Below are 21,721 nucleotides of genomic sequence, written 5' to 3'. Positions count from 1 at the left end.
GGATCGACATGAACACAGCATCACACACAATCGTCGTCATCGGTGGCGGCGCGGCAGGGATCGCCGCAGCATCATCGATGCTCAAACGCCGCCCCGACCTCGACATCGCGATTGTCGAACCCGCCGATACCCACGCCTATCAGCCCGGATGGACAATGGTGGGTGGCGGTGTGTTCGACGTTGCCACCACCATCCGGCCGATGGAAAGTGTGATGCCCAAACACGCGACATGGATCAGGCAAGCTGCAGCCAGTTTCCAGCCGGAGGACAATCAGGTCACGCTGCAGGATGGCAGTACGCTGAGATACGAGGTGCTGATCGTCGCTCCCGGCATCCGTCTTGCGTGGGAGAAAATCGCGGGGCTAGAGACTACGCTCGGCCACAATGGGGTCACATCGAACTACCGCGGCGATCTGGCACCTTACACCTGGGAACTGGTGCAGCAGCTTGAATCCGGCCGTGCAATCTTTTCGCAGCCACCAATGCCGATCAAATGCGCGGGCGCACCGCAGAAATCGATGTATCTTGCCTGTGACCATTGGCGCCGGGCAGGGGTGCTGGGCAATATTGATGTCCAGTTCCGCAATGCTGGCGGCGTATTGTTCGGGGTGGCGGATTATGTTCCGGCACTGATGGAATATGTTGAAAAATATGGCATCGGCCTCGAACTCGGCAGCAATCTGATTGCTGTGGATGGCCCGGGCCAGCAGGCTACATTTGCGACGGGTGAGGGTGAGGTAACGGTAGACTTCGACATGCTCCACGTCGTGCCGCCACAGGTCGCGCCGCAGTTTCTGGCAGACAGTCCCCTTGCTGCGGCAAGCGGGTTTACCGATGTCGATCACCATACGCTCCAGCATGTGCGCTACCCCAATGTCTTCGGGCTGGGTGATGCAGGCGCGATGCCCAATGCGAAAACCGCTGCCGCTGCGCGCAAGCAGGCTCCGGTGGTTGCGGTCAACGCGCTGCGACAACTGGATGGCAAGGGGCCGACGGCGGGCTATGACGGCTATGGCTCCTGCCCCCTGACGGTGGAGCGGGGCAAGATCGTGCTGGCCGAATTCGCTTATGGCGGAAAACTCGCGCCCAGCTTTCCGACCTGGTTGGTCGATGGCACAAAGGCCAGCCGCCTGTCGTGGATGTTAAAGGCGGACATGCTGCCTTGGCTGTACTGGAACGGGATGCTGAAGGGGCGTGAATGGCTGGCCGGTCCCGGCGGCCTGATCGCGCAATAGGGCACCGTCATGCTCGCACGTTATTTCCCGATCCTCGAATGGGGGCGCAGCTATGATCGCCCCGCGCTGACCAGCGATCTGATGGCGGCGGTAATCGTCACCATCATGCTGATCCCGCAAAGTCTCGCTTACGCAATGCTGGCCGGATTGCCGCCGGTCGTCGGCCTTTATGCGTCGATCCTGCCGCTCTTCGCTTATGCCCTGTTCGGCACCAGCCGCACGTTGGCGGTGGGGCCGGTTGCGGTGGTTTCGCTGATGACGGCAAGTGCTGTGGGCGCAGTGGCTTCACCGGGAACGGCAGAGTACTGGGAGGCCGCAGTGACGCTCGCCGCCTTGTCGGGCGTGATGCTGGTGGTGCTGGGGTTGCTGCGGCTGGGTTTCCTGGCGAACCTGTTGTCGCACCCGGTCATCAGCGGTTTCATCTCGGCATCCGGCGTACTGATTGCGACCAGCCAGCTGAAGCACATCATCGGGGTAAGTGCGGGCGGGGAGACCTGGCCTGAAATGCTGGCCGGGCTGGCAGGGGCGCTGGGAGATGCAAACCCTGCGACACTAGCCATAGGAATCCCCGCGACCCTGTTCTTGTTCTGGGTGCGCAAGGGATTGAAGCCCGCGCTACAGCACCTCGGCCTTTCACCCCGCGCTGCCGATATGAGCGCCAAGGCCGGGCCGGTTGTGGCAGTGGCGGTAACGATCCTTGCGGTGGTGGGCTTCGGGCTGGAAGCACAGGGCGTATCCGTGGTTGGCGCGATCCCGCAAGGCCTGCCGCCCTTTGCCCTGCCATCCACCGACCTTGCGCTGATCGAGGCACTTTGGGTGCCTGCGCTGCTGATATCGGTGATCGGATTCGTTGAAAGCGTGTCGGTCGCGCAGACGCTGGCCGCCAAGCGACGGCAGCGGATTGTGCCGGATCAGGAATTGATCGGGCTGGGCGCATCGAACATCGCATCGGCTTTTTCGGGCGGCTATCCGGTAACAGGCGGGTTCGCGCGGTCGGTCGTGAACTTCGATGCCGGCGCGCAAACCCCGGCAGCGGGTGCATTCACAGCGATCGGCATTGCGCTTGCCAGCCTGTTTCTCACCCCGCTGCTATTCTACCTGCCCAATGCCACCCTGGCGGCGACCATCATTGTCGCTGTCCTGAGCCTTGTGGATTTCAAGACGCCGCGGCAACTTTGGGTTTATTCCAAGGCCGATTTTGCTGCACACGCAGCGACCATTGCCATAACTCTGGTCGCCGGAGTGGAGTTGGGTGTAATTGCAGGGGTTGCGGTAGGCCTGCTGCTTTACCTGTGGCGTGCCAGCCGGCCTCATGCCGCAATCGTCGGCCGGGTGCCGGGGACCGAGCATTTCCGCAATGTCGAACGTCATACCGTACTAACCCTGCCGTACCTGCTTTCGATCCGGATCGATGAAAGCCTGACCTATCTGAATGCCCGTTGGCTGGAGGAATATGTGCTTGAACAGGTGGCCGAACGACCGTTGCTTCGGCACGTCGTATTGATGTGCAGCGCGGTGAACGCGATTGATGCTTCGGGCCTTGAAAGCCTTGAGGCGATCAACCACCGCCTCGCTGACGGGGGCGTGAAGCTCCACCTTTCCGAAGTAAAGGGCCCGGTCATGGACCGGCTGAAGCGCACCCAATTCCTTGAAGAACTGTCCGGCGCGGTGTTCCTTTCGCAGGACGCAGCCTTTGCCGAACTGGCGCTGGATACCGGCGAGGAAACACCATCGCCGATCCCTGACGAAGCACGGGGAATGATTTGAGTTTCCGCTTAGTCAACCCTGTGCACCGCCGGGCTCCCCCAAATTGCTCGGCGGTGCAACCCTTTGGGCTCGAAACCGTATATCTTGTGCAGTGAATGCAATTGATCGCTGCCGGCAAGGGACTAGCTGCTGACCATGCTTGAGAATCTCGACGCTCTGCTACTCGCGCGGATCCAGTTCGCCTTTACGGTGAGCTTCCATTTCTTCTTCCCGGCATTTTCGATTGGCCTCGCCAGTTATCTGGCAGTGCTGGAAGGGTTGTGGCTGAAGACCGGCAAGAGCGTGTATCTCGACCTGTTCAAATACTGGCTGAAGATTTTCGCGATCGCCTTTGCCATGGGTGTCGTGTCCGGGATCGTCATGTCCTACCAGTTCGGCACCAACTGGTCGGTGTTCTCTGACAAAGCGGGGCCGGTGATCGGGCCGCTGATGGCTTACGAGGTGCTGACCGCTTTCTTCCTCGAAGCGGGCTTCCTCGGCGTAATGCTGTTCGGGATGAACAAGGTCGGCAAGAAATTGCACTTCGCTGCGACGCTGATGGTGGCGCTCGGCACGTTTGTTTCGGCATTCTGGATCCTCAGCGTCAACAGCTGGATGCAGACGCCGACGGGGTACTTCATCGGTGAAAATGGCCAGTTCATGCCGGGCGACAGCTGGTGGGACATCGTTTTCAATCCCAGCTTCCCCTATCGCCTCGTCCACACCGTGATGGCCGCTTACCTGACGACCGCCTTCGTGGTCGGCGCGGTGGGCGCGTGGCATCTGCTGAAAGACAAGGCCAACCCGCACGCGCGCACAATGTTCTCAATGGCGATGTGGATGGCGGCGATTGTCACGCCCTTGCAGATTTTCGCAGGCGACATGCATGGGCTCAATACGCTCGAACATCAGCCCGCCAAGGTGATGGCGATGGAGGGGCATTACCAAAGCCACCCCGAAGGCGCGCCGCTGATCCTGTTCGGTATCCCCGACAGCGAGGCCAAGACGGTGCGCTATGCCATCGAAATTCCCAAGGCATCATCTTTGATCCTCAAGCATGATCTGAATGCGCCGATGGCGGGGCTCGACACGATTCCGGACGACGAAGAGCCGCCGGTGGGCGTAGTGTTCTGGAGCTTCCGCGTCATGGTCGGCATCGGCTTTGCGATGCTCGGCATCGGACTGTGGAGCCTGTGGGGCCGGGTGCGGGGCAGGCTTTATGACATGCCGTGGCTTCACCGTGCCGCGCTGCTGATGGGGCCGAGCGGATTTGCCGCCGTGCTGGCCGGATGGATCACCACCGAAGTCGGCCGCCAACCCTATGTCATCTATGGCGTGCTGCGAACCGCTGACGCCGCAAGCCCGCTCGATGCGCCAGCCGTTGCGGCATCCTTGCTTGCTTTCGTGCTGGTCTATTTCACCGTTTTCGGCATCGGCGTGTGGTACATCCTCAAGCTGATGGGCAAAGCCCCGCATGCTGGCGAATACGGCGTGAAGCGCGGCGATGTCGGCCCGATCCGCACAGCGGGCATAACGCCTGGGCCCACGCAGAATCCGGGCGGGGACGAGACCCTGCCCACCGAAGCGCCGCCGGAAAAGGAGCCGGTGTGATGGATCTCACTGTCATCTGGGCGTTCATCATCGCCTTTGCAGTGTTCGCCTATGTGGTGATGGACGGGTTTGATCTGGGCATCGGCATTCTGTTTCCGACCTTCAACGTCGGGCGCGAGCGTGACCGTGCGATGAATTCGATCGCGCCGGTGTGGGACGGGAACGAGACTTGGCTGGTGCTGGGCGGGGGTGGGCTTTTTGCCGCTTTCCCGCTTGCCTATGCGGTAATCCTGCCTGCAACATATCCATTGATCATCGCGATGCTGCTGGGGCTGGTGTTCCGGGGAGTCGCTTTCGAATACCGCTGGCGTGATCCGGCGCACCAGAGGTTCTGGGACATGGCCTTCACCGGCGGTTCTTTTGTCGCCGCGCTGGCGCAAGGCATGACCCTCGGCGCGCTGCTGCAGGGCATCGAAGTCGAAGGCCGGGCCTATGCCGGCAGTTGGTGGGACTGGCTCACGCCTTACACACTTCTCACAGGTCTTGGGACGGTGGCGGGTTACGCCCTGCTGGGCAGCACGTGGCTGATCTGGAAGCTGGATGGTGACGAACAGGTTCATGCCCGCAAGCTGGCGGTGCGCGCCGCAATTGCCACCATCGTCCTGATGGGCGCGGTGAGCCTCTACAACATCACCCTCAATCCCGAATATGCCGCGCACTGGTTAAGCGCGCCGGAGATTTACTGGGTCGCCCCCGTGCCGGTGATAACGGCGATCATCGCATTCTCGATGCTGCGGGCGATTACGCGCGATCGCAATTCGAAGCCGTTCTGGCTGGCAATCGCCCTGTTCTTCCTCGGGATGAGCGGCCTTGGCGTGACAATCTGGCCCTATGTCGTGCCGCCCGGCCTGACAATCTGGGATGCCGCCGCGCCCGAACGCAGCCAGATTTTCATGCTGGTGGGCGTGGCGATCACGATGCCGCTGATCATCGCCTATACCGTCTGGGCCTACTGGGTGTTCCGCGGCAAGGTCGCTGATGAAGGCTACCACTGATGCTTGCGCCGCCGGAACGTGAGCCTGAACCACCCCTGTGGCAGCGTCTGCTTTGGATGGCAGCCATCTGGGCGGCGAGTGTCGCGGTGCTGGGCGCGGTCGCTTATATTATTCGCCTGTGGATCGCGCCGTGAGCGTCAAGGTCTGGTTTGACGGTGCCTGCCCGCTGTGCACCCGAGAGATTTCGCTGATGCGGCGGCTCGACCGGCGCGGGGCGATCACCTTCGTCGATGTGGCGACGGGCGACGATCCCTTCTGCCCTATAGACCGTGCGTCGCTGCTCGCCCGATTCCATGCCGAAGAGGACGGCGTCGTTCATGACGGTGCGGCAGCTTTTGCCGCCATGTGGCGCGCCATTCCTTTGCTGCGTCCGCTGGGGCTGGCAGCGCGCAATGGAACCGTGCTGCGCGTGCTCGAAGCAGCCTATCTCCGCTTCCTCAAGGTCCGGCCACGTCTGCAACGCTTCTTTGCCTAGAAACCGCTTGCCCTGCGCTACCTGATCGTCTGATCTGTTCCGAAAGAAACGGGAGAGACAATCGCCATGAGCAATTTCGGCGCGATGCAGAATGCCATCTACAACGCCGGCCTTCAGGGCAACCTGCCGACTTGGCCTGTCGATTTCGCCACCTTGGAAAAGCGCGCGCACGAGGCCTTGGGGCCGAGCCTGACGAACTATGTCGCAGGCGGCTGCGGAGATGAACACACGCAGGACCAGAACGCCGCTGCCTTTCACCACTGGGGCATGGTGCCGCGCATGATGGTCGATTGCGCGTCCCGCGACCTTTCCATCGAACTGTTCGGCCACACCTATTCCACCCCGCTGTTCATGACCCCGATCGGGCTCAACGGAGAAGCCTCGCAAGATCGTCACGGCGATATGGCTGCGGCACGGGCTTCGGCAATGACGGGAGTACCCTTCTGCGCATCGACCCTCGCCAATGATCCGCTTGAAGATGTGAAGGCCGCTTGCGGTGATACGCCTGCTTGGTTCCAGCTCTACACGCCCAAGAACCGGGAACTCGCCACCAGTCTGATCCGCCGGGCCGAGGAGGCAGGATACAGCGCCCTTGTGGTGACTCTGGACACTTGGGTGACGGGCTGGCGTCCGCGCGATCTCAATGCCTCGAACTTCCCGCAGCTGCGCGGGAAGGTGCTGCAGAACTACTTCACCGATCCGGTGTTCCGTTCGCTGCTGGCCAAGCCGCCAGAGGACGATCCGGCAGCGGCAATCTTCACCTGGGCGGCCACGTTTGGGCAAGTGCTGACGTGGGATGACATGGCGTGGTTCAAATCGGTGACGAAACTGCCGATTGTGCTCAAAGGTATCTGCCATTCCGATGATGCGCGCCGCGCTGTCGATCATGGGGCGGATGCGATCTATTGCTCGAACCATGGCGGGCGGCAGGCGAACGGCGGGATTGCCACCATTGACCTGCTGGCAGATGTGGTCGCGGCCGCAGGTAATACCCCGGTTCTGTTTGACAGCGGCGTCCGGTCAGGCACCGATGCCGTCAAGGCTTTGGCGATGGGCGCCCGTGCTGTCGGAGTGGGGCGGCCCTATACCTATGGACTGGCGCTGGGCGGGGCCGAAGGCGCGGCGTGGGTCTTAAGGTGCATCCTTGCGGAAGCCGACCTTCTGATGGCCGTTAACGGTTACCCGACCTTGGCTGATGTGCGTTCTGCGGGGGTGCAGCGCACGGATCGGTAGGCTGGGACACAGGCAAGCCCGTTAACCATGTTTGATCTGTGTTTTCCACAGATTTGCTGTTAGTTTTAGGCATAACAAATAGCGAATCGGGAAGCGTTCAATGGCAAGACCTACTATCTGGTCCAGCGGCCCAGATCCCATGCGCCGGACTGTCTGCATTCAGGACGAACGTTCGCGCCGCGCGCGTTATGGCCGTATCCAGCCGATGGAAGCGGGTCGTTCTTCCTTGCTGGGCCGGATTGCCAGCCTGATCGGCTAGAATAGTCCGGCGAGGGTTACCCGCCGGATCGCGCCAGCATGACCAGTTTTGTATCGGTAAAGGCAAGATAGCCTTCCTCGCCCCCTTCCGATCCGAAGCCGCTGTCCCCAATCCCGCCGAACGGGGTATCGGGTGACGCCACGATCAGCTGGTTGATTCCCACCATGCCTGCCCGCAATGCCTTGCCGAGGTAGTGGGCCTCATCAAGGTTGCCGGAAAAGGCATAGGCGGCAAGGCCGTAGCGCAGGCTATTTGCGATCCGCACTGCATCTTCGATCGCTTCGAACGGGACGATCCCGGCAATCGGGCCGAAGGGTTCTTCGGTCATGAAGCGGCTGTCATGTGCAGGATTGGCAATCACGGTCGGCTCGAAAAAGAATCCGCTTCCGGCGATAGTCTTGCCGCCGGAGATAACCTCGCCCCGATTTCCGCCTGCATCCGCGACCACCGCTTCCATCGCCGCGATCCGGCGGCCGTGGGCAAGCGGACCCATGTCGACGCTTTCATCCGCGCCCGGATCGCCGACCCTGATCTTGCCTGCCACTGCCGCGAACTCGGCGACGAAGCGGTCATAGATTTCCCGCGCCACCAGAAACCGGGTGGGGGAAACACACACCTGTCCGGCATTGCGGAACTTGGTGGCCGCACACATGGCCACTGCGCGATCCAGATCGGCGTGCTTGCTGACAATCACCGGCGCATGGCCGCCCAGTTCGGGGGTGAAACGCTTCATATGGCTCGCCGCCAGCGCGCCCAGTTGCTTACCCACTGCGGTTGATCCGGTGAAGCTGACCTTGCGGGTCACCGGGGCGGCGATCAAGTGTTCGGACACCGCAGCCGGATCGCCGTAGACAAGGTTCAGCACGCCTGCTGGCAGGCCCGCATCCATGAAGCATTCGACCAGCATTTGCGCCGAGGCGGGGGTGTTTTCCGCTGGCTTCAGGATTGCGCTGCACCCTGCGGCAAGTGCACCTGCGATCTTCTTGGCGGGCAGATTGACGGGGAAGTTCCACGGGGTCAGCAGCACCGCAGGCCCGATGGGTTCGTGTGTTACCATCTGCGCGATCAGGCTGGCGCTGCGGGTGGGGATCAGGCGTCCGCCGCGCCGCTTTGCCTCTTCACCCAAGAAGTCGATCGTGTCGCATGACGAAGTGATTTCGCCGATCGCCTGCGCGCGCGGCTTGCCCATTTCGGCGGTCACGATACTGGCGATTTCCGGCGCACGCTGGCGCAGCAGTTCGGCAGCGCGGCGCAGCACGGCATGGCGTTCAGCCCCCGGCGTGCGGCTCCAGCGGGCAAAGCCATCCTCTGCCGCTGCCAGAGCGGCATCGAGCTGCGCTGGCGAAGCTTTCGGACACTGTCCGATCACCTGCCCGGTGGCGGGGTTGATCACATCCATCGACCCGGCCTCTCCGGCAGCGATCCATGTGCCGTTGATCAACATCTTTACGGCGGGATATTCGGGGCGGTTGGCGGTCATGGCAGAGGCTCCTTGGTTTGATTCGACCTTGCGCGAACTTGTAATTTTATTACGCCTCCTTTAGCGATGTTTCCGCGTCATCGCGAGGAGAGAATCATGCTGGTCGGCGTCCCCAAGGAAATCAAGCCGAGCGAATTTCGCGTCGGCCTTACCCCCGAAGCCGTGCGGGAATACGTGTCCGCCGGGCACCGTGTCGTCGTGGAAACCGGGGCGGGTCTCGGCATCGACAAGGATGATGACACCTACCGCAAAGCAGGTGCCGAGGTAGCGGATTCCGCTGCCGAAGTCTTCGCGCGGGCCGATATGATCGTGAAGGTCAAGGAGCCGCAGCCCGGTGAATGGGTGCAGCTTCGCGAAGGCCAGATCCTGTTCACTTACCTCCACCTCGCCCCTGATCCCGATCAGGCCCGCGGGCTGATGGCATCGGGCGTTTCGGCGGTTGCTTACGAAACCGTGACCGCTGCGGGCGGTGCACTGCCCTTGCTTGCACCGATGAGCGAAGTTGCCGGACGACTCGCGATCGAGGCGGGGGCGCTGGCGCTGCGGGCCAATACTGGCGGGCGCGGCACCCTGATGGGCGGCGTGCCGGGCGTTTTGCCTGCGCGGGTCGTGATCCTTGGCGGCGGCGTGGTCGGCACGCAGGCGGCGCGGATGGCGGTTGGCCTTGGCGCGACGGTGGAGATTTTCGACCGCTCGCTCCCCCGCCTGCGCCAATTGGACGAGATGTTCCAAGGCCGCGCCATCACACGCTTTTCCACCGCCGGCACGATCGAACAGGCCGTGTCCCAGGCCGATGTCGTGATCGGCGCGGTGCTGATCCCCGGGGCAAGCGCGCCGCATCTGGTGACCCGCGCCATGCTATCCGACATGAAGCGCCGTGCGGTGCTGGTCGATGTCGCGATCGATCAGGGCGGGTGCTTTGAAACCTCGCATGCCACCACCCATGAAAACCCCACTTACGAGGTCGATGGCATCATCCACTACTGCGTCGCCAATATGCCGGGCGCGGTGCCGTTGACGAGTTCCTATGCCCTCAACAACGCAACGCTGCCGTTCGGCCTTGCGCTGGCGAACAAGGGGCTGAAGGCGTGCGAGGATGATCCGCATCTGGCCCTGGGCCTCAACGTGCATCAGGGCAAGATCGTGAACGCTGCCGTGGCCGAGAGCCTGGGGTTTGCCGCCTGAATGTTTCACGTGAAACACAGGCGATGGCGGGCCTAAACGGGGTCTAGGCGAGCCTAAGGGGGGTCTAGCAGGGGTCTAAACCGCCTTGAAACCCCGCAAGATCGGCCTCGCTTGTCCAACTCCGTTCGTCCTGAGCTTGTCGAAGGACTGCACTTCCTTACTCGTCACCGCGCTTGATCAGAAGAACAACCCTTCGACAAGCTCAGGGTGAACGGTGAAGGATTGGAAAATTTAGACCGCCACCACCTGCTGTTCGATCGCGCCGAAGATCGAATGGTTGTGTTCGTCGCGCATTTCGATCCGCACCGTGTCGCCTGTCTGCATGAACGGGGTTGCCGCAGCGCCGCTGGCGATGGTTTCGATCATGCGGATTTCGGCAATGCAGGAATAGCCCGCGCCGCCTTCGGACACCGGCTTGCCCGCGCCGCCATCGGGGCCCTTGTTCGATACCGTGCCGCTGCCGATCACCGTGCCTGCACCCAGATTGCGGGTCTTGGCGGCGTGCGCCACCAGCTGCGCCAGGTTGAAGGTCGCATCCTGCCCAGCATTGGCGCGGCCGAACGGCTGGCCGTTGTAATCCACCATCAGCGGCAGATGGATCAGACTATCGGCCCAGGCATCGCCCAGTTCATCGGGCGTGACAGCGACGGGCGAGAACGCGCTGGCAGGCTTGGACTGGAAGAAGCCGAAGCCCTTTTCCAGTTCCGCCGGGATCAAGCCGCGCAAGGAGACATCATTCACCAGCATCAGCAGCTTGATATGGCCCGCCGCATCTGCGGCTGAAACGCCCATCGGCACATCATCGGTGATGCAGGCAATTTCGCCCTCCATGTCGCAGCCCCACGCGGGATCGCCCAAGGGTATGTCGCCGCGCGGCGGTAGGAAAGCATCCGATCCGCCCTGATACATCAGCGGATCGCTGTAGAAGCTGGCCGGAACCTCGCTGCCGCGGGCCTTTCGCACCAGTTCGACATGGTTGATATAGGCGCTGCCATCGGCCCACTGGTAGGCGCGCGGCAGGGGCGACAAGGCCAGCCGTTCGTGGAATCGCTCGCACGGCACGGTTTCATGTTCGACATCGCGGGCCAGAAGTTCAAGTTCTGGCGCGACCCGTTCCCAATTGTCGATCGCGGCCTGCATGGTCGGCGCGATGTAACCGGCGGCGCAGCAGCGGGTCAGGTCTTTCGAGACCACCACCAGCATTCCGTCACGCGTGCCATTGCCAAGGGTTGCAAGTTTCATTCCTGTGTCCTCCCGAGACGAATTTCTTTTGATGAGCAGCCTAGTTTCATTTGTTCGTCATTGCGAGCCGCAGGCGAAGCAATCCATGAGCAGACGCTGGCACCCTGCGCGATTGCAGTCCATGGATTGCCACGTCGCCTCTGCGAGGCTCCTCGCAATGACGAAGGCAAGGCGTGTCACTTCGGTGCATCCACCTGCTTATCAGGGTGTGCCGCGGCAAAGGCGGGCAGGGCAAGGCACGCGGCCTCGATCCGGGTCATGTGCGGGGACGCTGACAGATCGTAGGCAAACCGCCGCGCATTGGCGAGTTGCGGGATCAGCACCACTTCGAACAGGCCGGGCGCGTCGCCGTGCAGGAAATCGCCGGTGCCAAGCTGCGCCAGCCGCGCCTCCACCGGGTTCAGTGTGCGCGCCAGCCAGGTGCGATACCACGTATCGATTTCGTCCTGCGTATGGCCGAGCGGGTCTTTAAGATATTTCAGCACGGGCAGATTGTTGACCGCGTGAATCTCGGTCGCGATGGCATAGGCCAGTTCGCGCACCGTATAGCGCGCCTCGATATCGGCGGGCAGAAACGGCGACTGCGGATAGGCTTCGTCCAGCCATTCCAGCAGCGCCATGGATTGCGCCCGGTCACGCCCGTCGGCTTCCAGCATCGGCAGCGATCCGAACGGGTTGCGGCTGGTGAAATCGGACGATTTGTTCTCTGCCGTCACCAGATTGACGGGGATATTCTCGAACGCCAGCCCTTTGAGGTTGAGCGCGATGCGCAGGCGGTAAGAGGTCGAACTGCGGAAATAGCCAAACAGCTTCATGTTACTCATGCCCCAGCCATCGCAGGCTTCATCCGGTGGGGCAAGGGGGCGGTGGCCTGTCAGGCAGGCGCCAGCACACGGCTGACCGCATTCAGCAGATCGGCAGGCGGGCAGGGTTTGGCAACAGTGATTGCGCGCGGGAAACGGGCGGCGACTTCGCGGGCGAAGACATGATCGGAATGCAGGATCACCGGCACGTTATCGTCAATCAGCTTCTGCGCCAGTTCATAGGCCAGCCCGTCTTCCAGCTCGATATCGAGCAGCGCGAGATCGGGCTTTTCCTTCTGGCAGGCCAGCATCGCGGACGAAATCCCGGCGTGCGGGCCTTCCACCTCATATCCCGCTTCTTCGAATGTATCGCAGAGGTCGAAGGCGGTGATGTATTCGTCTTCGGCAACAAGAATCCGCAAGCTCATCCATTATCTCCCCGCCCCACCGACTCGGTAGTGTAACACGGATTGGACGTCAGACTTGCGGATTATTAGCCATTCCGGCCGAATTTGTCGGTGAATGCTGCTTCGTCGCCCGCACACAGCAGTTTGGCCTGTTCCACCCACTGGTCGCGCCTGATGCGACCCGAAAAGCGCCCCAGCTGCGCGTCGATCCGTTCGATATCGTCCGCTTCCCATGCGGCGATCTGGACATAGGTGGTGATGCCGAGTTCGCCCAGCAAAGCCACTAATTTGGGGCCAATGCCCTTGATGCGGGCAAGATCATCTGGGGCTGCGGCGGCAGGAGAATCCGCCAATTCGGGTGCGATTTCGGCGCCCATTTCGGCTGCTGGCGTTTCTGCGGGTTCGGTTGCGGGCGCGGGGGTTGGCGCGGGCGCTGCTACGGTCGGCTTGATCACCGGCCCGGCTTCGGCATCGGTGCCCAGCGGCGCTGCGGCCACGGCCTGGGTGTTAGCGGCGGCGGAGACCGTGTCGGCCTTCGCCACGGCAGCAGGGGCCGAATCGATCAGCGCCTGATTGCGTTGCGCCCGCTCAGCGCCTTCGTCCAGCACATCGCGGGCCAGCGGCGGGGCGCCATCTTCGATCACTTTTGCCTTGCGCAGAGACCGTGAGATTACCCAGATCCCCACGACCAGCAGGAAAAGGCCCAGCAGGATCAGCGGTAAGGCGTTCGACAGTTCGGCGGACATAGCAGGGTTTCTCCCTTGGGAATCACAGGTTGCGAGCGCGCTTTAGCAGCGCTCGACCTGTTTTCCCAAGCGCCTTGGCACGGACGTGCTGGCTTCAGCCGCCCTTCATGCTGCCGGCGAGCGCGTTCAGCCGCAAGAATTCCTGCCGCCAGAAATTGTCCCGCCCCTGCCTGCTGTGATCACTGGCCAGCGCGCCGATATCTTCGAAGCCGAAGCCCATCATCATTTCGTCCCCGCGCAGCACCTGGCCGAAGGCGGCAACGGCGGCGGCGAAGGCAAAATCCCCCTTGGGCGCGGCGGCGGTGCGCAGCGTGCTGGATGCCACCACCTGCTCGATCAGTTTCGAGGTATCGCCATCCGGCAGCTTGTAACGCAGCTTGATGGTGGCGGCTTCGGCCAGCCGGGCCTGCGCGGCGGCGGCGGGCGCGTCTTCATACTTGCGCGGGGCGATCCAGCCCTTGCCGCCGGTTGGCACGACTTCGTAGATCGCGGTGATCTGATGGCCCGCGCCGATATCGCCTGCATCGACCAGATCATTATCGAAATCTTCTTCGCGCAGGGCACGGTTTTCATATCCGACAAGGCGGTACTGGCTGATCACTGCGGGGTTGAATTCGACTTGGATTTTCACGTCTTTGGCGATGGTGAACAGGGTGCTGGCCATTTCCTCGCCCAGCACTTTCTTCGCTTCCAGCGCATTGTCGATATAGGCGTAGTTGCCGTTCCCCTTATTGGCGACCTGCTCCATCAGCGCTTCGTTGTAATTGCCTTGGCCAAAGCCCAGCGTGGTCAGAGTGATGCCGCTATCGCGCTTCTTCTCGATCAGTTCGATCAGCGCCTTGGTGTCCGACAGCCCGACATTGAAATCGCCATCTGTGGCAAGGATCACGCGGTTGACCCCGCCCTTGATGAAGTTGTCTTCGGCGATGCGGTACGCCAGTTCGATCCCGGCACCGCCTGCGGTCGATCCGCCTGCGCTGAGGCTTGAAAGCGCGCGGCGGATCTTGGCGGTGTCATTGGTGGGTTCCAGCACCATTCCCGCCGCGCCGGCATAGACCACGATCGAAACTGTGTCCTTGGGGCTGAGTTCGCCAGCAAGGCCCGAAAGCGCGGTCTTGACCAGCGGCAGCTTGTCCGGCGCGTTCATCGATCCCGATACGTCCATCAGGAACACGATGTTCGCCGGGGGCCGTTCGGCCGTGTCGATATCGTAACCGCGCAGGCCGATGCGCATCAGATAGGTGCCGGGGTTCCAGGGGCTTTTCGCCACATCGGTGGTTACCGTGAAAGGTTGGCTGCGATCCTTGGGCGCGGCGTAATCATAGCGGAAATAGTTGATCATCTCCTCGGTTCGCACGGCGGCTTGCGGCGGCATCTGCCCTTGCGTGAGGAAACGGCGGGTGTTGGCATAGGCACCGGTATCGACATCGACGCTGAAGGTGGAGACCGGCTCGGCCTGCGTCAGTTTGACGGGCGAAACTTCCTTGCCATCATACTGTTCGCGCCCCGGATCGGTGGCGATCATCACAGGCGGCGCATAAGTATAGCCAGGAGCGCCTGCAATGCGCGATCCGGTCATCGAAATCGCATCGGCCGTAGCATAGCGCGGGGCAGGCGGCGGGGGCGGCGCCGTAGGCATCCCGACCGGCGAGGGCGGCGCCTTTGCCAATTGTTCGGGCGCTTCCTTCGCGCAAGCCCCAACCACCGCACATAATGCCGCCGCAGCGACCAGCTTCATCCCTCGCATCACCAATTCTCCCCGTGACTTGACGGGCCGAAAAATCGGTTTGCACCGGTGAATAGCGACTGAACGCCCTATACGGACGGCGAAACGTCGGTGGCGGGGGCGACATTCTTGCGGAACAACACCTTGTCATCATCGCCAAAACCGCGCTTCCAGATGATCCACGCATAGGTGCCCAGCACCGCCGGGATGCCCAGCAACAGCTCCGCCCATTCCGGCAGCAGGGTGCCGGCATAGCCGACCACCACTGCTGCCGCCGCTGCGGGTACCAGCGCCCAGCGCCAGTTGCTGACAGGCGCTTTCAGCAGACGTTTGAGCAGCAACGCCTTGATCAGGCTCGACATCGTCAGCGCGATCAACAGCGCGCCGGCTGCGCCTGCCGCCTGATATCCGGGGCCAAGGCCATATTCCTGCGCTGCTTCGATCAGCAGCACAGTCATCACCGCCTGCAAAGCGATGATACCGACCGAAATCGCCAGATTGCGCTTGCGGGCGATGTAGACCAGCACGCTTTCCGATACGACCGCCATCGATGCGGCCACCTCTGCTGCCAGCAGCAGCACCAGCGCGGCGGTGCCTGCGACATAATCCGGCCCCCACACCCCCATCACCGCTTCGCCCGGCACGCCCAGAGACAGCGCGATGCCAAGCTGCACGCCGATGATCCAGAACCCCACCTGCCGCACCTGCGCGGCAATCGCGCCCATATTGCCGATCCGCAGGTTGCGGGTGATCACCGGCGACAGGATCGGTTCGAAACTGGTTTTCAGCTTTTGCGGCAAGGATGCGATCTGCTGCGCGGCGTAATAGATGCCCACCACCTGCGGCGGGGCAAATATCCCGAGGATGAACACATCCAGCAGCCTTGTGCCGCGTTCGATCGCGTCCGCGCCGATGATCGGAAAGGCGCGGGACGACATTGCCAGTATCGCACGGCCTTGCGGCTTCCAGTTCTTTGGCAGGCCATAAGTGCGCAGGAACGACCACAGCGCAGTCAGCAACCCGGCATAGATCGACGTGATGAAGGCCAGTGCCAGCCCCGAATCGCGGGTGGCCGGGATGAAGAAGAACACCCCTGCCGCGATCGAGATCGTCCACGGTTCCACCACCGCCCGCGCGCGCACCATGGTGGCGATGTCATAGCGGTAAGCCTGCGCTGCCAGCAGAATTTCGGTCACGGCAAAGGCCGGAATGGCGGCGACCAGCCAGATATCCTTCGGGCCGTTCATCCCGTTGGGAAACATCGGTTCGGGGAAGGCCAGCAGCAGCAGCGCAGCCAGCGCGGAATAGCCCAGCGCCAGCAGGATGCCATCATAGACAAGGTTGGTTTCCGCACCGCGATCGTCGCCCGCGCCTTCGGAAAGCCGCTGCGCCAGCCCGCGCTTTTCACCCAGCGAACAGATCAGCGCGATAATTTCGATCAGCACCAGCGCGGATGCAAAGCGTCCCAGCGCTTCGGCCCCGTAAAGGCGGGTGGCGATGATCAGGAAAGGGATGCGCGCGATCATCCGCACGGCAAAGCCCATGGTGTTGGTGCGCCCGCCTTTCGCCAGCGCGGCAAGGTCTTCGGCATTACCGGGTTTTCCGGGTGTGCCGGGGGCGCCGGGAGTTCCGGGGCCAGTTCCGGGGGCAATCGGGGTCACGCGGCGGCTTCCCGTTCGGCCTTCAGCGGGCGGGCGAGCAGATCTGCCACCGCCTTGCGCGCATCTTCGCCCTTCAGGATCGCGTCCACCGCGGCAACAATCGGCATGGCGATCCCGCGCTGCGTGGCCAGATCGGCCAGCACCGGCGCGGTATAGGCGCCTTCGGCCACAGTGCGCCGGTCAGCCATCAGATCGGCAGCCGAAGCGCCTTCGCCAAGTGCTTTGCCCAATGAGAAATTGCGGCTGGCGGTGCTGGAGCAGGTCAGCACCAGATCGCCAAGGCCGCATAATCCCGCGAGTGTTTCGGCCCGCGCGCCCAAAGCCTCGCCAAACCGCAGCATTTCGGCATAGCCGCGCGCGATCAGTGCGGCGCGGGCGTTCTGGCCCAGCGCAAGGCCGTCCACCACGCCGCAGGCGATGGCGAGCACATTCTTGACCGCTCCGCCAATCTCCGCGCCGGTGACATCATCGGAATAATAGGGGCGGAAGGCAGGCCGCGCGATGGCAGGGGCAAGGCGTTCCCACTGTTCAGTGCCGCCGCCGCAAGCCAGCGTGACGGCGGTGGGCAGACCGGCGGCGACTTCATGCGCGAAAGTCGGGCCTGACAGAACCGCGATTTCGCTATCGGGCGATGCTTCGCGGGCGACGTGGTTCATCAGCCGCCCGGTGCCAGCCTCGATCCCCTTGGAACACAGCACCAGATCGCGCGGGGGAACGGGCAGGGCGGCCAGCACCTTGCCCAGCACCTGCGCAGGCGTGACGACCAGCGCGGTATCAAGCCCGGCGAAATCCGCCAGATCGCCGGTGGCGCGGATGGTGGAGGAAAGCGCGGCCGATGGCAGGTAGAGCGGATTGCGCTGCCCGGCATTGATCGCATCGACCACTTCCGGTTCGAACGCCCAGATCAACACATCGCGCCCGTCTGTGGCAAGCATCTGCGCAAGGGCGGTGCCCCATGCGCCTGCGCCGATCACGCCGACCATCGCCCGCCCGTCCTGAGCCTGCCGAAGGGTCATGCCTTCACTCCTGCACCGCGCACCGTGTCCGCCTGCGCATCAAGCGGCCAGCGCGGGCGCGCCTGAAAATCCAGCGGGTCACCTGTGAAGCTATTGCCCGCAATTGCCAGCCGCTCGCAACCCGCCCAGGCGATCATCGCGGCATTATCGGTGCATAGCGCCAGCGGCGGCGCGGTAAAGCGCATGGCGTGCCGGCTGGCAAAACCTTCCAGCGCGGCGCGCACTGTCTGGTTGGCGGCAACCCCGCCTGCCACCACCAGCGCGGGGAACGATCCGGCGCGGGTGAGCGCGTGGTCGAGCCGGTCAATCAGGCAATCGACTGCGGCCTGCTGGAAACTGGCGGCAATATCGGCATCGGAATATCCTGATTCCGTTCGTGCTGAGCCTGTCGAAGCACTGTCCTTCTTGGACGAAGGCGCAGCATCCGAAGAAAAGTGCAGCCCTTCGACAAGCTCAGGGCGAACGGATTTACCCTGGTTCTGCTTGGCCCGCAGCACCGCGCTTTTTAGCCCGGCGAAGGAAAAATGCGGCTCGCTCGATCCCTTTAACGGGCGGGGCAGGGGCACGGCCTTGGGATCGCCCTGCAATGCCAGCCGTTCCACCGCAGGCCCGCCGGGGTAACCGAGGCCGAGCAGCTTGGCGGTCTTGTCAAATGCCTCGCCCAGCGCATCGTCTATGGTGGTGGCAAGGCGGCGGTATTGGCCCACGCCTTCCACGGCGAGGATCTGGCAATGCCCGCCCGATACCAACAGCAACAGATAGGGAAAGCCAAGGCTCGCGTCTGCCAGCCGGGGGGACAGCGCATGGCCTTCCAGGTGGTTGATCGCCAGCAGCGGCTTTTCTGCCGCCATCGCCAGCGCCTTTGCGCTGACCAAGCCGACCATCACGCCGCCGATCAGCCCCGGCCCGGCGGTGGCGGCGATGGCATCGACATCGTCCAGCGTCAGTCCGGCTTCGGCCATCACGGCTGCGACCATGGGCGCGACGCGTTCGGCATGGGCGCGGGCGGCGATTTCGGGAACGACCCCGCCATAGGGTGCGTGCTCGGCTTCCTGACTGGCAATCGCTTGCGCAATAATCGTCCGGTCGCCGCGCACCAGTGCCACGGCGGTTTCATCGCAGCTCGATTCGATACCGAGCACGATGTAGGTATCAGAGGTGTGTGTTGCCGATCCCATCCGGCTTCCATCTAGTCTTTGTGGAGGCTAGAGCAAGCACAGCTATGAACGAAGCATCGACAACGGCCCCGCGTTTGCGTCTGGGCACCCGCAATTCCCCCCTCGCGATGGCGCAGGCGGTGGAAACCCGCGCCCGCCTGTGCGCCGCCCATGGCTGGGCGGAGGACGCGATCGAACTCGTCCCCGTGCTGGCCAGCGGCGACAAGGTGCTTGACCGCCCGCTGTCCGAAATCGGCGGCAAGGCGCTGTGGACCAAGGAACTGGATCAATGGCTGGGCGAAGGGCGGATCGACCTTTCGGTGCACTCGGCCAAGGATGTCGAGACGATCCGGCCTGATGCCTTCCATTTCGCAGCTTTCCTGCCGCGTGCCGACCGGCGCGATTGTCTGGTCGGGGCGGCCAGCATCGCCGCGATCCCGCAGGGCGCAGTGGTAGGCACCAGCGCCCCGCGTCGCGCTTCGCAATTGTTGAACCTGCGGCCCGATTGCAAGGTCGTGACCTTCCGCGGGAACGTCGCCACCCGGCTGAAGAAGCTGGCTGAAGGGGAGGCGGATGTGACCTTCCTTGCCGCCGCCGGGCTTGAACGGCTGGGGCAGAGCGAGGTGGGCGCGGCGCTTGACAGCGGCGAGTGGATCCCTGCCGCAGCCCAGGGCGTGATCGCGATAGAATGCCGCGCCGATGATGCGGAAACCACCGCACTGCTCGCCGCGATTGACGATGCACCGACGCGCGCCGAGCTTGAGGCGGAACGCGCGCTGCTCGCTGAACTGGGCGGCACCTGCCATTCGCCGGTCGCGGTATTGTGCGAAACGGCTGGCGATCAGCTTTCCATGCGGGCCGCGCTGTTCAGCCCCGACGGGGCCGAAAGGATCGAAGGCACGGCGACCTTGGCCGCCGGTGATCACACGCCGGTAAAGGCACTCGCCGCAGACCTGCTGGCCCGCGCCACACCGGGGATCGCGCCGCATTTCAGGGGCATGCAATAGGCATGCAATGCCTCGCGCTGCGCCCCGAACCGGGGCTGTCCGCGACGCTGGAGAAAGCCCGCGCCATCGGCCTTGCCATCACCGGCCATGCCTTGTCGGAAATTCGCTCGGTTGACTGGGATTGCCCTGATCCCGCATTGTTTGACGGCCTGCTGATCGGCAGCGCCAATGCCTTCCTGCACGGCGGCGCGAACCTTGCGCTGCTGGCGGACAAGCCCGTCTATGCCGTGGGCGGGGCAACCGCCGATGCCGCGAAGGCGGCAGGGTTTGCCGTTGCGATGGTCGGCAGCGGCGGGTTGCAGGGCGTGCTCGATGCGATTGCGCCGCCCGCCCACCTGCTGCGGATTGCGGGAGAGGAGCATATCCCGCTCACCGCGCCCGATGGCGTGACCTTTACCGAAGTGATTGCCTATCGCAGCGTCTCTCTGCCGCTTGATGCAGCCGCGCCTGTGCTGGCGGGGGGAGATGCGCTGGTGTTGCTCCATTCGGCGGCCACGGCGCGCCATTTCGCAGAGGAATGCGCCCGGCTCGCCCTTGGCCGTTCGGGCATAAGCCTCGCCGCGCTCGGCCCGCGGATCGCGGCGGCGGCAGGAGACGGCTGGGCCGCTGTCCACACCGCTGCCCGCCCTGATGAAGCCGCCTTGTTGGCAATGTCGCGCGAACTGTGCAAATAGGCGGGCAAGCAGGGTCGCAAGAAGCGGATCATAATGGCATCACAACCTGTCACATCACAATATGGAAGCCGCCGGAAGCCTTCGTCCGGGCGCGGCACTATGCTTGCCGTGCTGCTCGCCTTCGTCCTTGGAGGGGCGCTGGTCGGCTATGTCATGTGGTACAATTTTCAGCCGAAACCCGCCGATGTGCCTGATCCGGCACCGCCGATCATGGCCGATCCCTCGCCCACCGCTTTGCCAAGCGATGAAGTCCCGGGCAGTCCAACCGCGCTGGAGGATGCGACCAAGGCCGAACAGGCGGTGGAGCGCGTGGCCGAACAGCAGGGTGGGCTGGACAGCCGCCTTGCCGCTGCCGAACAGCGCCTGACCCAGCTGGATCTGCAAGCCCAGGCTGCCGCAGGCAACGCGGCGCGGGCGGAAAGCCTGCTGATCGCCTTTGCCACCCGCCGCGCGGTCGAACGCGGGGCAGAACTTGGCTATCTTTCCGATCAGCTGCGGCTGCGGTTTGGCGATCAATGGCCCAATGCGGTCAGCACGATCGTGGAGTTTTCCCGCAACCCGATCAGGCTGGACGGGCTGGTTGCCCGGCTGGAAGGGTTGGGCCCGCAGCTCAATGAAAGCAGCGAAGGCCCGTCATGGGCCGCATTCCAGCGCGAGATCGGCCAACTATTCGTGGTGCGGCGGGAAAGCACGCCTTCGCCGCAGCCCCGGCGCCGGTTGGAGCGGGCACGCTGGGCGTTGGAACAAGGACGGTTCCAGTCCGCCATCGACGAGGTCAAGGGCATGCCGGGCGCTGCCAAGGCCGAGGCGTGGATCGCCGATGCCGAACGCTACAAAAAGGCGATGGAGGCGCTGGAAGTGATCGAAACCGCCGCCGTGCTCGATCAGCGCGGATTGCGTGACGGGGCGGGCAATCTGGTGCGGCAATCCAGCCCGCTGGTGCGGCCTTAGTTTTGCGATCGCGCTGACCCGAGATCCAGGCTGGTGCCCACCCCGCTACGACTAACCTCGCCTTCGGCTCGCGAAGTCTCGCTCCCCTCCCGCTTGCGGGAGGGGTTGGGGG

20 protein-coding genes are annotated in these 21,721 nt (G+C 63.4%); 11 read left to right on the top strand and 9 right to left on the bottom strand.

What is annotated here, in order from left to right:
• The first annotated feature begins 8 nt into the window (after positions 1-8).
• The 7 genes from IP79_RS05540 to IP79_RS05515 all read left to right on the top strand — a co-directional run bounded on the left by IP79_RS05540 (position 9) and on the right by IP79_RS05515 (position 7,295).
• A complete protein-coding gene (locus tag IP79_RS05540; RefSeq protein WP_054118290.1) occupies positions 9-1,235 on the top strand; it encodes an NAD(P)/FAD-dependent oxidoreductase in 1,227 nt (408 codons plus the stop codon).
• A 9-nt stretch (positions 1,236-1,244) separates the two neighbouring features.
• Entirely contained in the window at positions 1,245-3,002 is a 1,758-nt protein-coding gene (locus IP79_RS05535; RefSeq protein WP_054118289.1) for a SulP family inorganic anion transporter, read from the top strand.
• A gap of 135 nt (positions 3,003-3,137) precedes the next feature.
• The gene (locus tag IP79_RS05530) at positions 3,138-4,592 is read left to right on the top strand and encodes a cytochrome ubiquinol oxidase subunit I (RefSeq protein WP_054118288.1); all 1,455 of its coding nucleotides are present in this window, start codon (positions 3,138-3,140) and stop codon (positions 4,590-4,592) included.
• On the top strand, positions 4,592-5,587 hold the full coding sequence (gene cydB, locus IP79_RS05525; protein ID WP_054118287.1) for a cytochrome d ubiquinol oxidase subunit II: 996 nt from the start codon (positions 4,592-4,594) through the stop codon (positions 5,585-5,587). The genes IP79_RS05530 and cydB overlap by 1 nt, the downstream gene beginning before the upstream one ends.
• Positions 5,587-5,721, top strand: coding sequence for a DUF2474 family protein (locus IP79_RS15190; RefSeq protein WP_082337035.1), 135 nt, complete (start codon positions 5,587-5,589; stop codon positions 5,719-5,721). The genes cydB and IP79_RS15190 overlap by 1 nt, the downstream gene beginning before the upstream one ends.
• Entirely contained in the window at positions 5,718-6,062 is a 345-nt protein-coding gene (locus tag IP79_RS05520) for a thiol-disulfide oxidoreductase DCC family protein (protein ID WP_082337034.1), read from the top strand. Before IP79_RS15190 ends, IP79_RS05520 begins: the two co-directional genes overlap by 4 nt.
• A gap of 66 nt (positions 6,063-6,128) precedes the next feature.
• Positions 6,129-7,295 (top strand): alpha-hydroxy-acid oxidizing protein, encoded by a 1,167-nt coding sequence (locus tag IP79_RS05515; protein ID WP_054118285.1) that lies wholly within the window; start codon positions 6,129-6,131, stop codon positions 7,293-7,295.
• 275 nt (positions 7,296-7,570) lie between these two features.
• Here the strand turns inward: IP79_RS05515 and IP79_RS05510 are convergent, their stop codons facing one another.
• A complete protein-coding gene (locus IP79_RS05510) occupies positions 7,571-9,034 on the bottom strand; it encodes an NAD-dependent succinate-semialdehyde dehydrogenase (protein WP_054118284.1) in 1,464 nt (487 codons plus the stop codon).
• Positions 9,035-9,130: 96 nt separating this feature from the next.
• Between IP79_RS05510 and ald the strand changes: the two genes are divergently transcribed.
• Positions 9,131-10,219, top strand: coding sequence for an alanine dehydrogenase (ald, locus tag IP79_RS05505; protein WP_054118283.1), 1,089 nt, complete (start codon positions 9,131-9,133; stop codon positions 10,217-10,219).
• A 231-nt stretch (positions 10,220-10,450) separates the two neighbouring features.
• Here the strand turns inward: ald and IP79_RS05500 are convergent, their stop codons facing one another.
• From IP79_RS05500 to tsaD, 8 genes are all read right to left on the bottom strand, one after another.
• Positions 10,451-11,461 (bottom strand): fumarylacetoacetate hydrolase family protein, encoded by a 1,011-nt coding sequence (locus IP79_RS05500; RefSeq protein ID WP_054118282.1) that lies wholly within the window; start codon positions 11,459-11,461, stop codon positions 10,451-10,453.
• 176 nt (positions 11,462-11,637) lie between these two features.
• Positions 11,638-12,276, bottom strand: a complete 639-nt coding sequence (gene maiA / locus IP79_RS05495) for a maleylacetoacetate isomerase (RefSeq protein ID WP_054118281.1) — start codon at positions 12,274-12,276, stop codon at positions 11,638-11,640.
• Between the two features lie 59 nt (positions 12,277-12,335).
• Complete coding sequence (locus IP79_RS05490) at positions 12,336-12,692, bottom strand: response regulator (protein ID WP_054118280.1); 357 nt, start codon at positions 12,690-12,692, stop codon at positions 12,336-12,338.
• 65 nt (positions 12,693-12,757) lie between these two features.
• Complete coding sequence (locus IP79_RS05485; protein WP_054118279.1) at positions 12,758-13,417, bottom strand: helix-hairpin-helix domain-containing protein; 660 nt, start codon at positions 13,415-13,417, stop codon at positions 12,758-12,760.
• A gap of 94 nt (positions 13,418-13,511) precedes the next feature.
• Positions 13,512-15,164: a vWA domain-containing protein gene (locus tag IP79_RS05480; protein WP_054118278.1), complete on the bottom strand. Its 1,653-nt coding sequence runs from the start codon at positions 15,162-15,164 to the stop codon at positions 13,512-13,514.
• A gap of 68 nt (positions 15,165-15,232) precedes the next feature.
• Positions 15,233-16,687 carry a lipopolysaccharide biosynthesis protein gene (locus tag IP79_RS05475; protein ID WP_197273750.1) on the bottom strand — a complete coding sequence of 485 codons (1,455 nt, stop codon included), beginning with the start codon at positions 16,685-16,687 and terminating at the stop codon, positions 15,233-15,235.
• A 113-nt stretch (positions 16,688-16,800) separates the two neighbouring features.
• A complete protein-coding gene (locus IP79_RS05470; protein WP_054118277.1) occupies positions 16,801-17,820 on the bottom strand; it encodes an NAD(P)H-dependent glycerol-3-phosphate dehydrogenase in 1,020 nt (339 codons plus the stop codon).
• Entirely contained in the window at positions 17,817-18,998 is a 1,182-nt protein-coding gene (gene tsaD, locus IP79_RS05465) for a tRNA (adenosine(37)-N6)-threonylcarbamoyltransferase complex transferase subunit TsaD (protein WP_054118276.1), read from the bottom strand. Before tsaD ends, IP79_RS05470 begins: the two co-directional genes overlap by 4 nt.
• 44 nt (positions 18,999-19,042) lie before the next feature.
• Here tsaD and hemC point away from each other — a divergent pair, with 44 nt between their 5' ends.
• The 3 genes from hemC to IP79_RS05450 are packed head-to-tail and all read left to right on the top strand — an operon-like array spanning position 19,043 to position 21,609.
• On the top strand, positions 19,043-19,984 hold the full coding sequence (hemC, locus tag IP79_RS05460; RefSeq protein WP_082337032.1) for a hydroxymethylbilane synthase: 942 nt from the start codon (positions 19,043-19,045) through the stop codon (positions 19,982-19,984).
• A 2-nt stretch (positions 19,985-19,986) separates the two neighbouring features.
• Entirely contained in the window at positions 19,987-20,658 is a 672-nt protein-coding gene (locus IP79_RS05455; RefSeq protein ID WP_054118275.1) for a uroporphyrinogen-III synthase, read from the top strand.
• A gap of 33 nt (positions 20,659-20,691) precedes the next feature.
• Entirely contained in the window at positions 20,692-21,609 is a 918-nt protein-coding gene (locus IP79_RS05450) for a hypothetical protein (RefSeq protein ID WP_054118274.1), read from the top strand.
• Positions 21,610-21,721 lie beyond the last annotated feature (112 nt).

Source organism: Porphyrobacter sp. AAP60 (assembly GCF_001296025.1).
Classification (GTDB): domain Bacteria; phylum Pseudomonadota; class Alphaproteobacteria; order Sphingomonadales; family Sphingomonadaceae; genus Erythrobacter.
Note: the sequence above shows the minus strand (reverse complement) of the source record. Positions and strands in the feature narration are given on the sequence as shown.

What these genes read in the sequence shown, in the direction of transcription:
- tsaD (WP_054118276.1), bottom strand. Translation starts at nt 18,998, where the DNA reads ATGGGATCGGCAACACACACCTCTGATACCTACATCGTGCTCGGTATC.
- ald (WP_054118283.1), top strand. Translation starts at nt 9,131, where the DNA reads ATGCTGGTCGGCGTCCCCAAGGAAATCAAGCCGAGCGAATTTCGCGTC.
- IP79_RS05500 (WP_054118282.1), bottom strand. Translation starts at nt 11,461, where the DNA reads ATGAAACTTGCAACCCTTGGCAATGGCACGCGTGACGGAATGCTGGTG.
- IP79_RS05515 (WP_054118285.1), top strand. Translation starts at nt 6,129, where the DNA reads ATGAGCAATTTCGGCGCGATGCAGAATGCCATCTACAACGCCGGCCTT.
- IP79_RS05510 (WP_054118284.1), bottom strand. Translation starts at nt 9,034, where the DNA reads ATGACCGCCAACCGCCCCGAATATCCCGCCGTAAAGATGTTGATCAAC.
- IP79_RS05475 (WP_197273750.1), bottom strand. Translation starts at nt 16,687, where the DNA reads ATGGGCTTTGCCGTGCGGATGATCGCGCGCATCCCTTTCCTGATCATC.
- IP79_RS05530 (WP_054118288.1), top strand. Translation starts at nt 3,138, where the DNA reads ATGCTTGAGAATCTCGACGCTCTGCTACTCGCGCGGATCCAGTTCGCC.
- IP79_RS05485 (WP_054118279.1), bottom strand. Translation starts at nt 13,417, where the DNA reads ATGTCCGCCGAACTGTCGAACGCCTTACCGCTGATCCTGCTGGGCCTT.
- IP79_RS15190 (WP_082337035.1), top strand. Translation starts at nt 5,587, where the DNA reads ATGCTTGCGCCGCCGGAACGTGAGCCTGAACCACCCCTGTGGCAGCGT.
- maiA (WP_054118281.1), bottom strand. Translation starts at nt 12,276, where the DNA reads ATGAAGCTGTTTGGCTATTTCCGCAGTTCGACCTCTTACCGCCTGCGC.
- IP79_RS05490 (WP_054118280.1), bottom strand. Translation starts at nt 12,692, where the DNA reads ATGAGCTTGCGGATTCTTGTTGCCGAAGACGAATACATCACCGCCTTC.
- IP79_RS05470 (WP_054118277.1), bottom strand. Translation starts at nt 17,820, where the DNA reads ATGACCCTTCGGCAGGCTCAGGACGGGCGGGCGATGGTCGGCGTGATC.
- IP79_RS05480 (WP_054118278.1), bottom strand. Translation starts at nt 15,164, where the DNA reads ATGCGAGGGATGAAGCTGGTCGCTGCGGCGGCATTATGTGCGGTGGTT.
- IP79_RS05455 (WP_054118275.1), top strand. Translation starts at nt 19,987, where the DNA reads ATGCAATGCCTCGCGCTGCGCCCCGAACCGGGGCTGTCCGCGACGCTG.
- IP79_RS05540 (WP_054118290.1), top strand. Translation starts at nt 9, where the DNA reads ATGAACACAGCATCACACACAATCGTCGTCATCGGTGGCGGCGCGGCA.
- IP79_RS05535 (WP_054118289.1), top strand. Translation starts at nt 1,245, where the DNA reads ATGCTCGCACGTTATTTCCCGATCCTCGAATGGGGGCGCAGCTATGAT.
- cydB (WP_054118287.1), top strand. Translation starts at nt 4,592, where the DNA reads ATGGATCTCACTGTCATCTGGGCGTTCATCATCGCCTTTGCAGTGTTC.
- IP79_RS05450 (WP_054118274.1), top strand. Translation starts at nt 20,692, where the DNA reads ATGGCATCACAACCTGTCACATCACAATATGGAAGCCGCCGGAAGCCT.
- hemC (WP_082337032.1), top strand. Translation starts at nt 19,043, where the DNA reads ATGAACGAAGCATCGACAACGGCCCCGCGTTTGCGTCTGGGCACCCGC.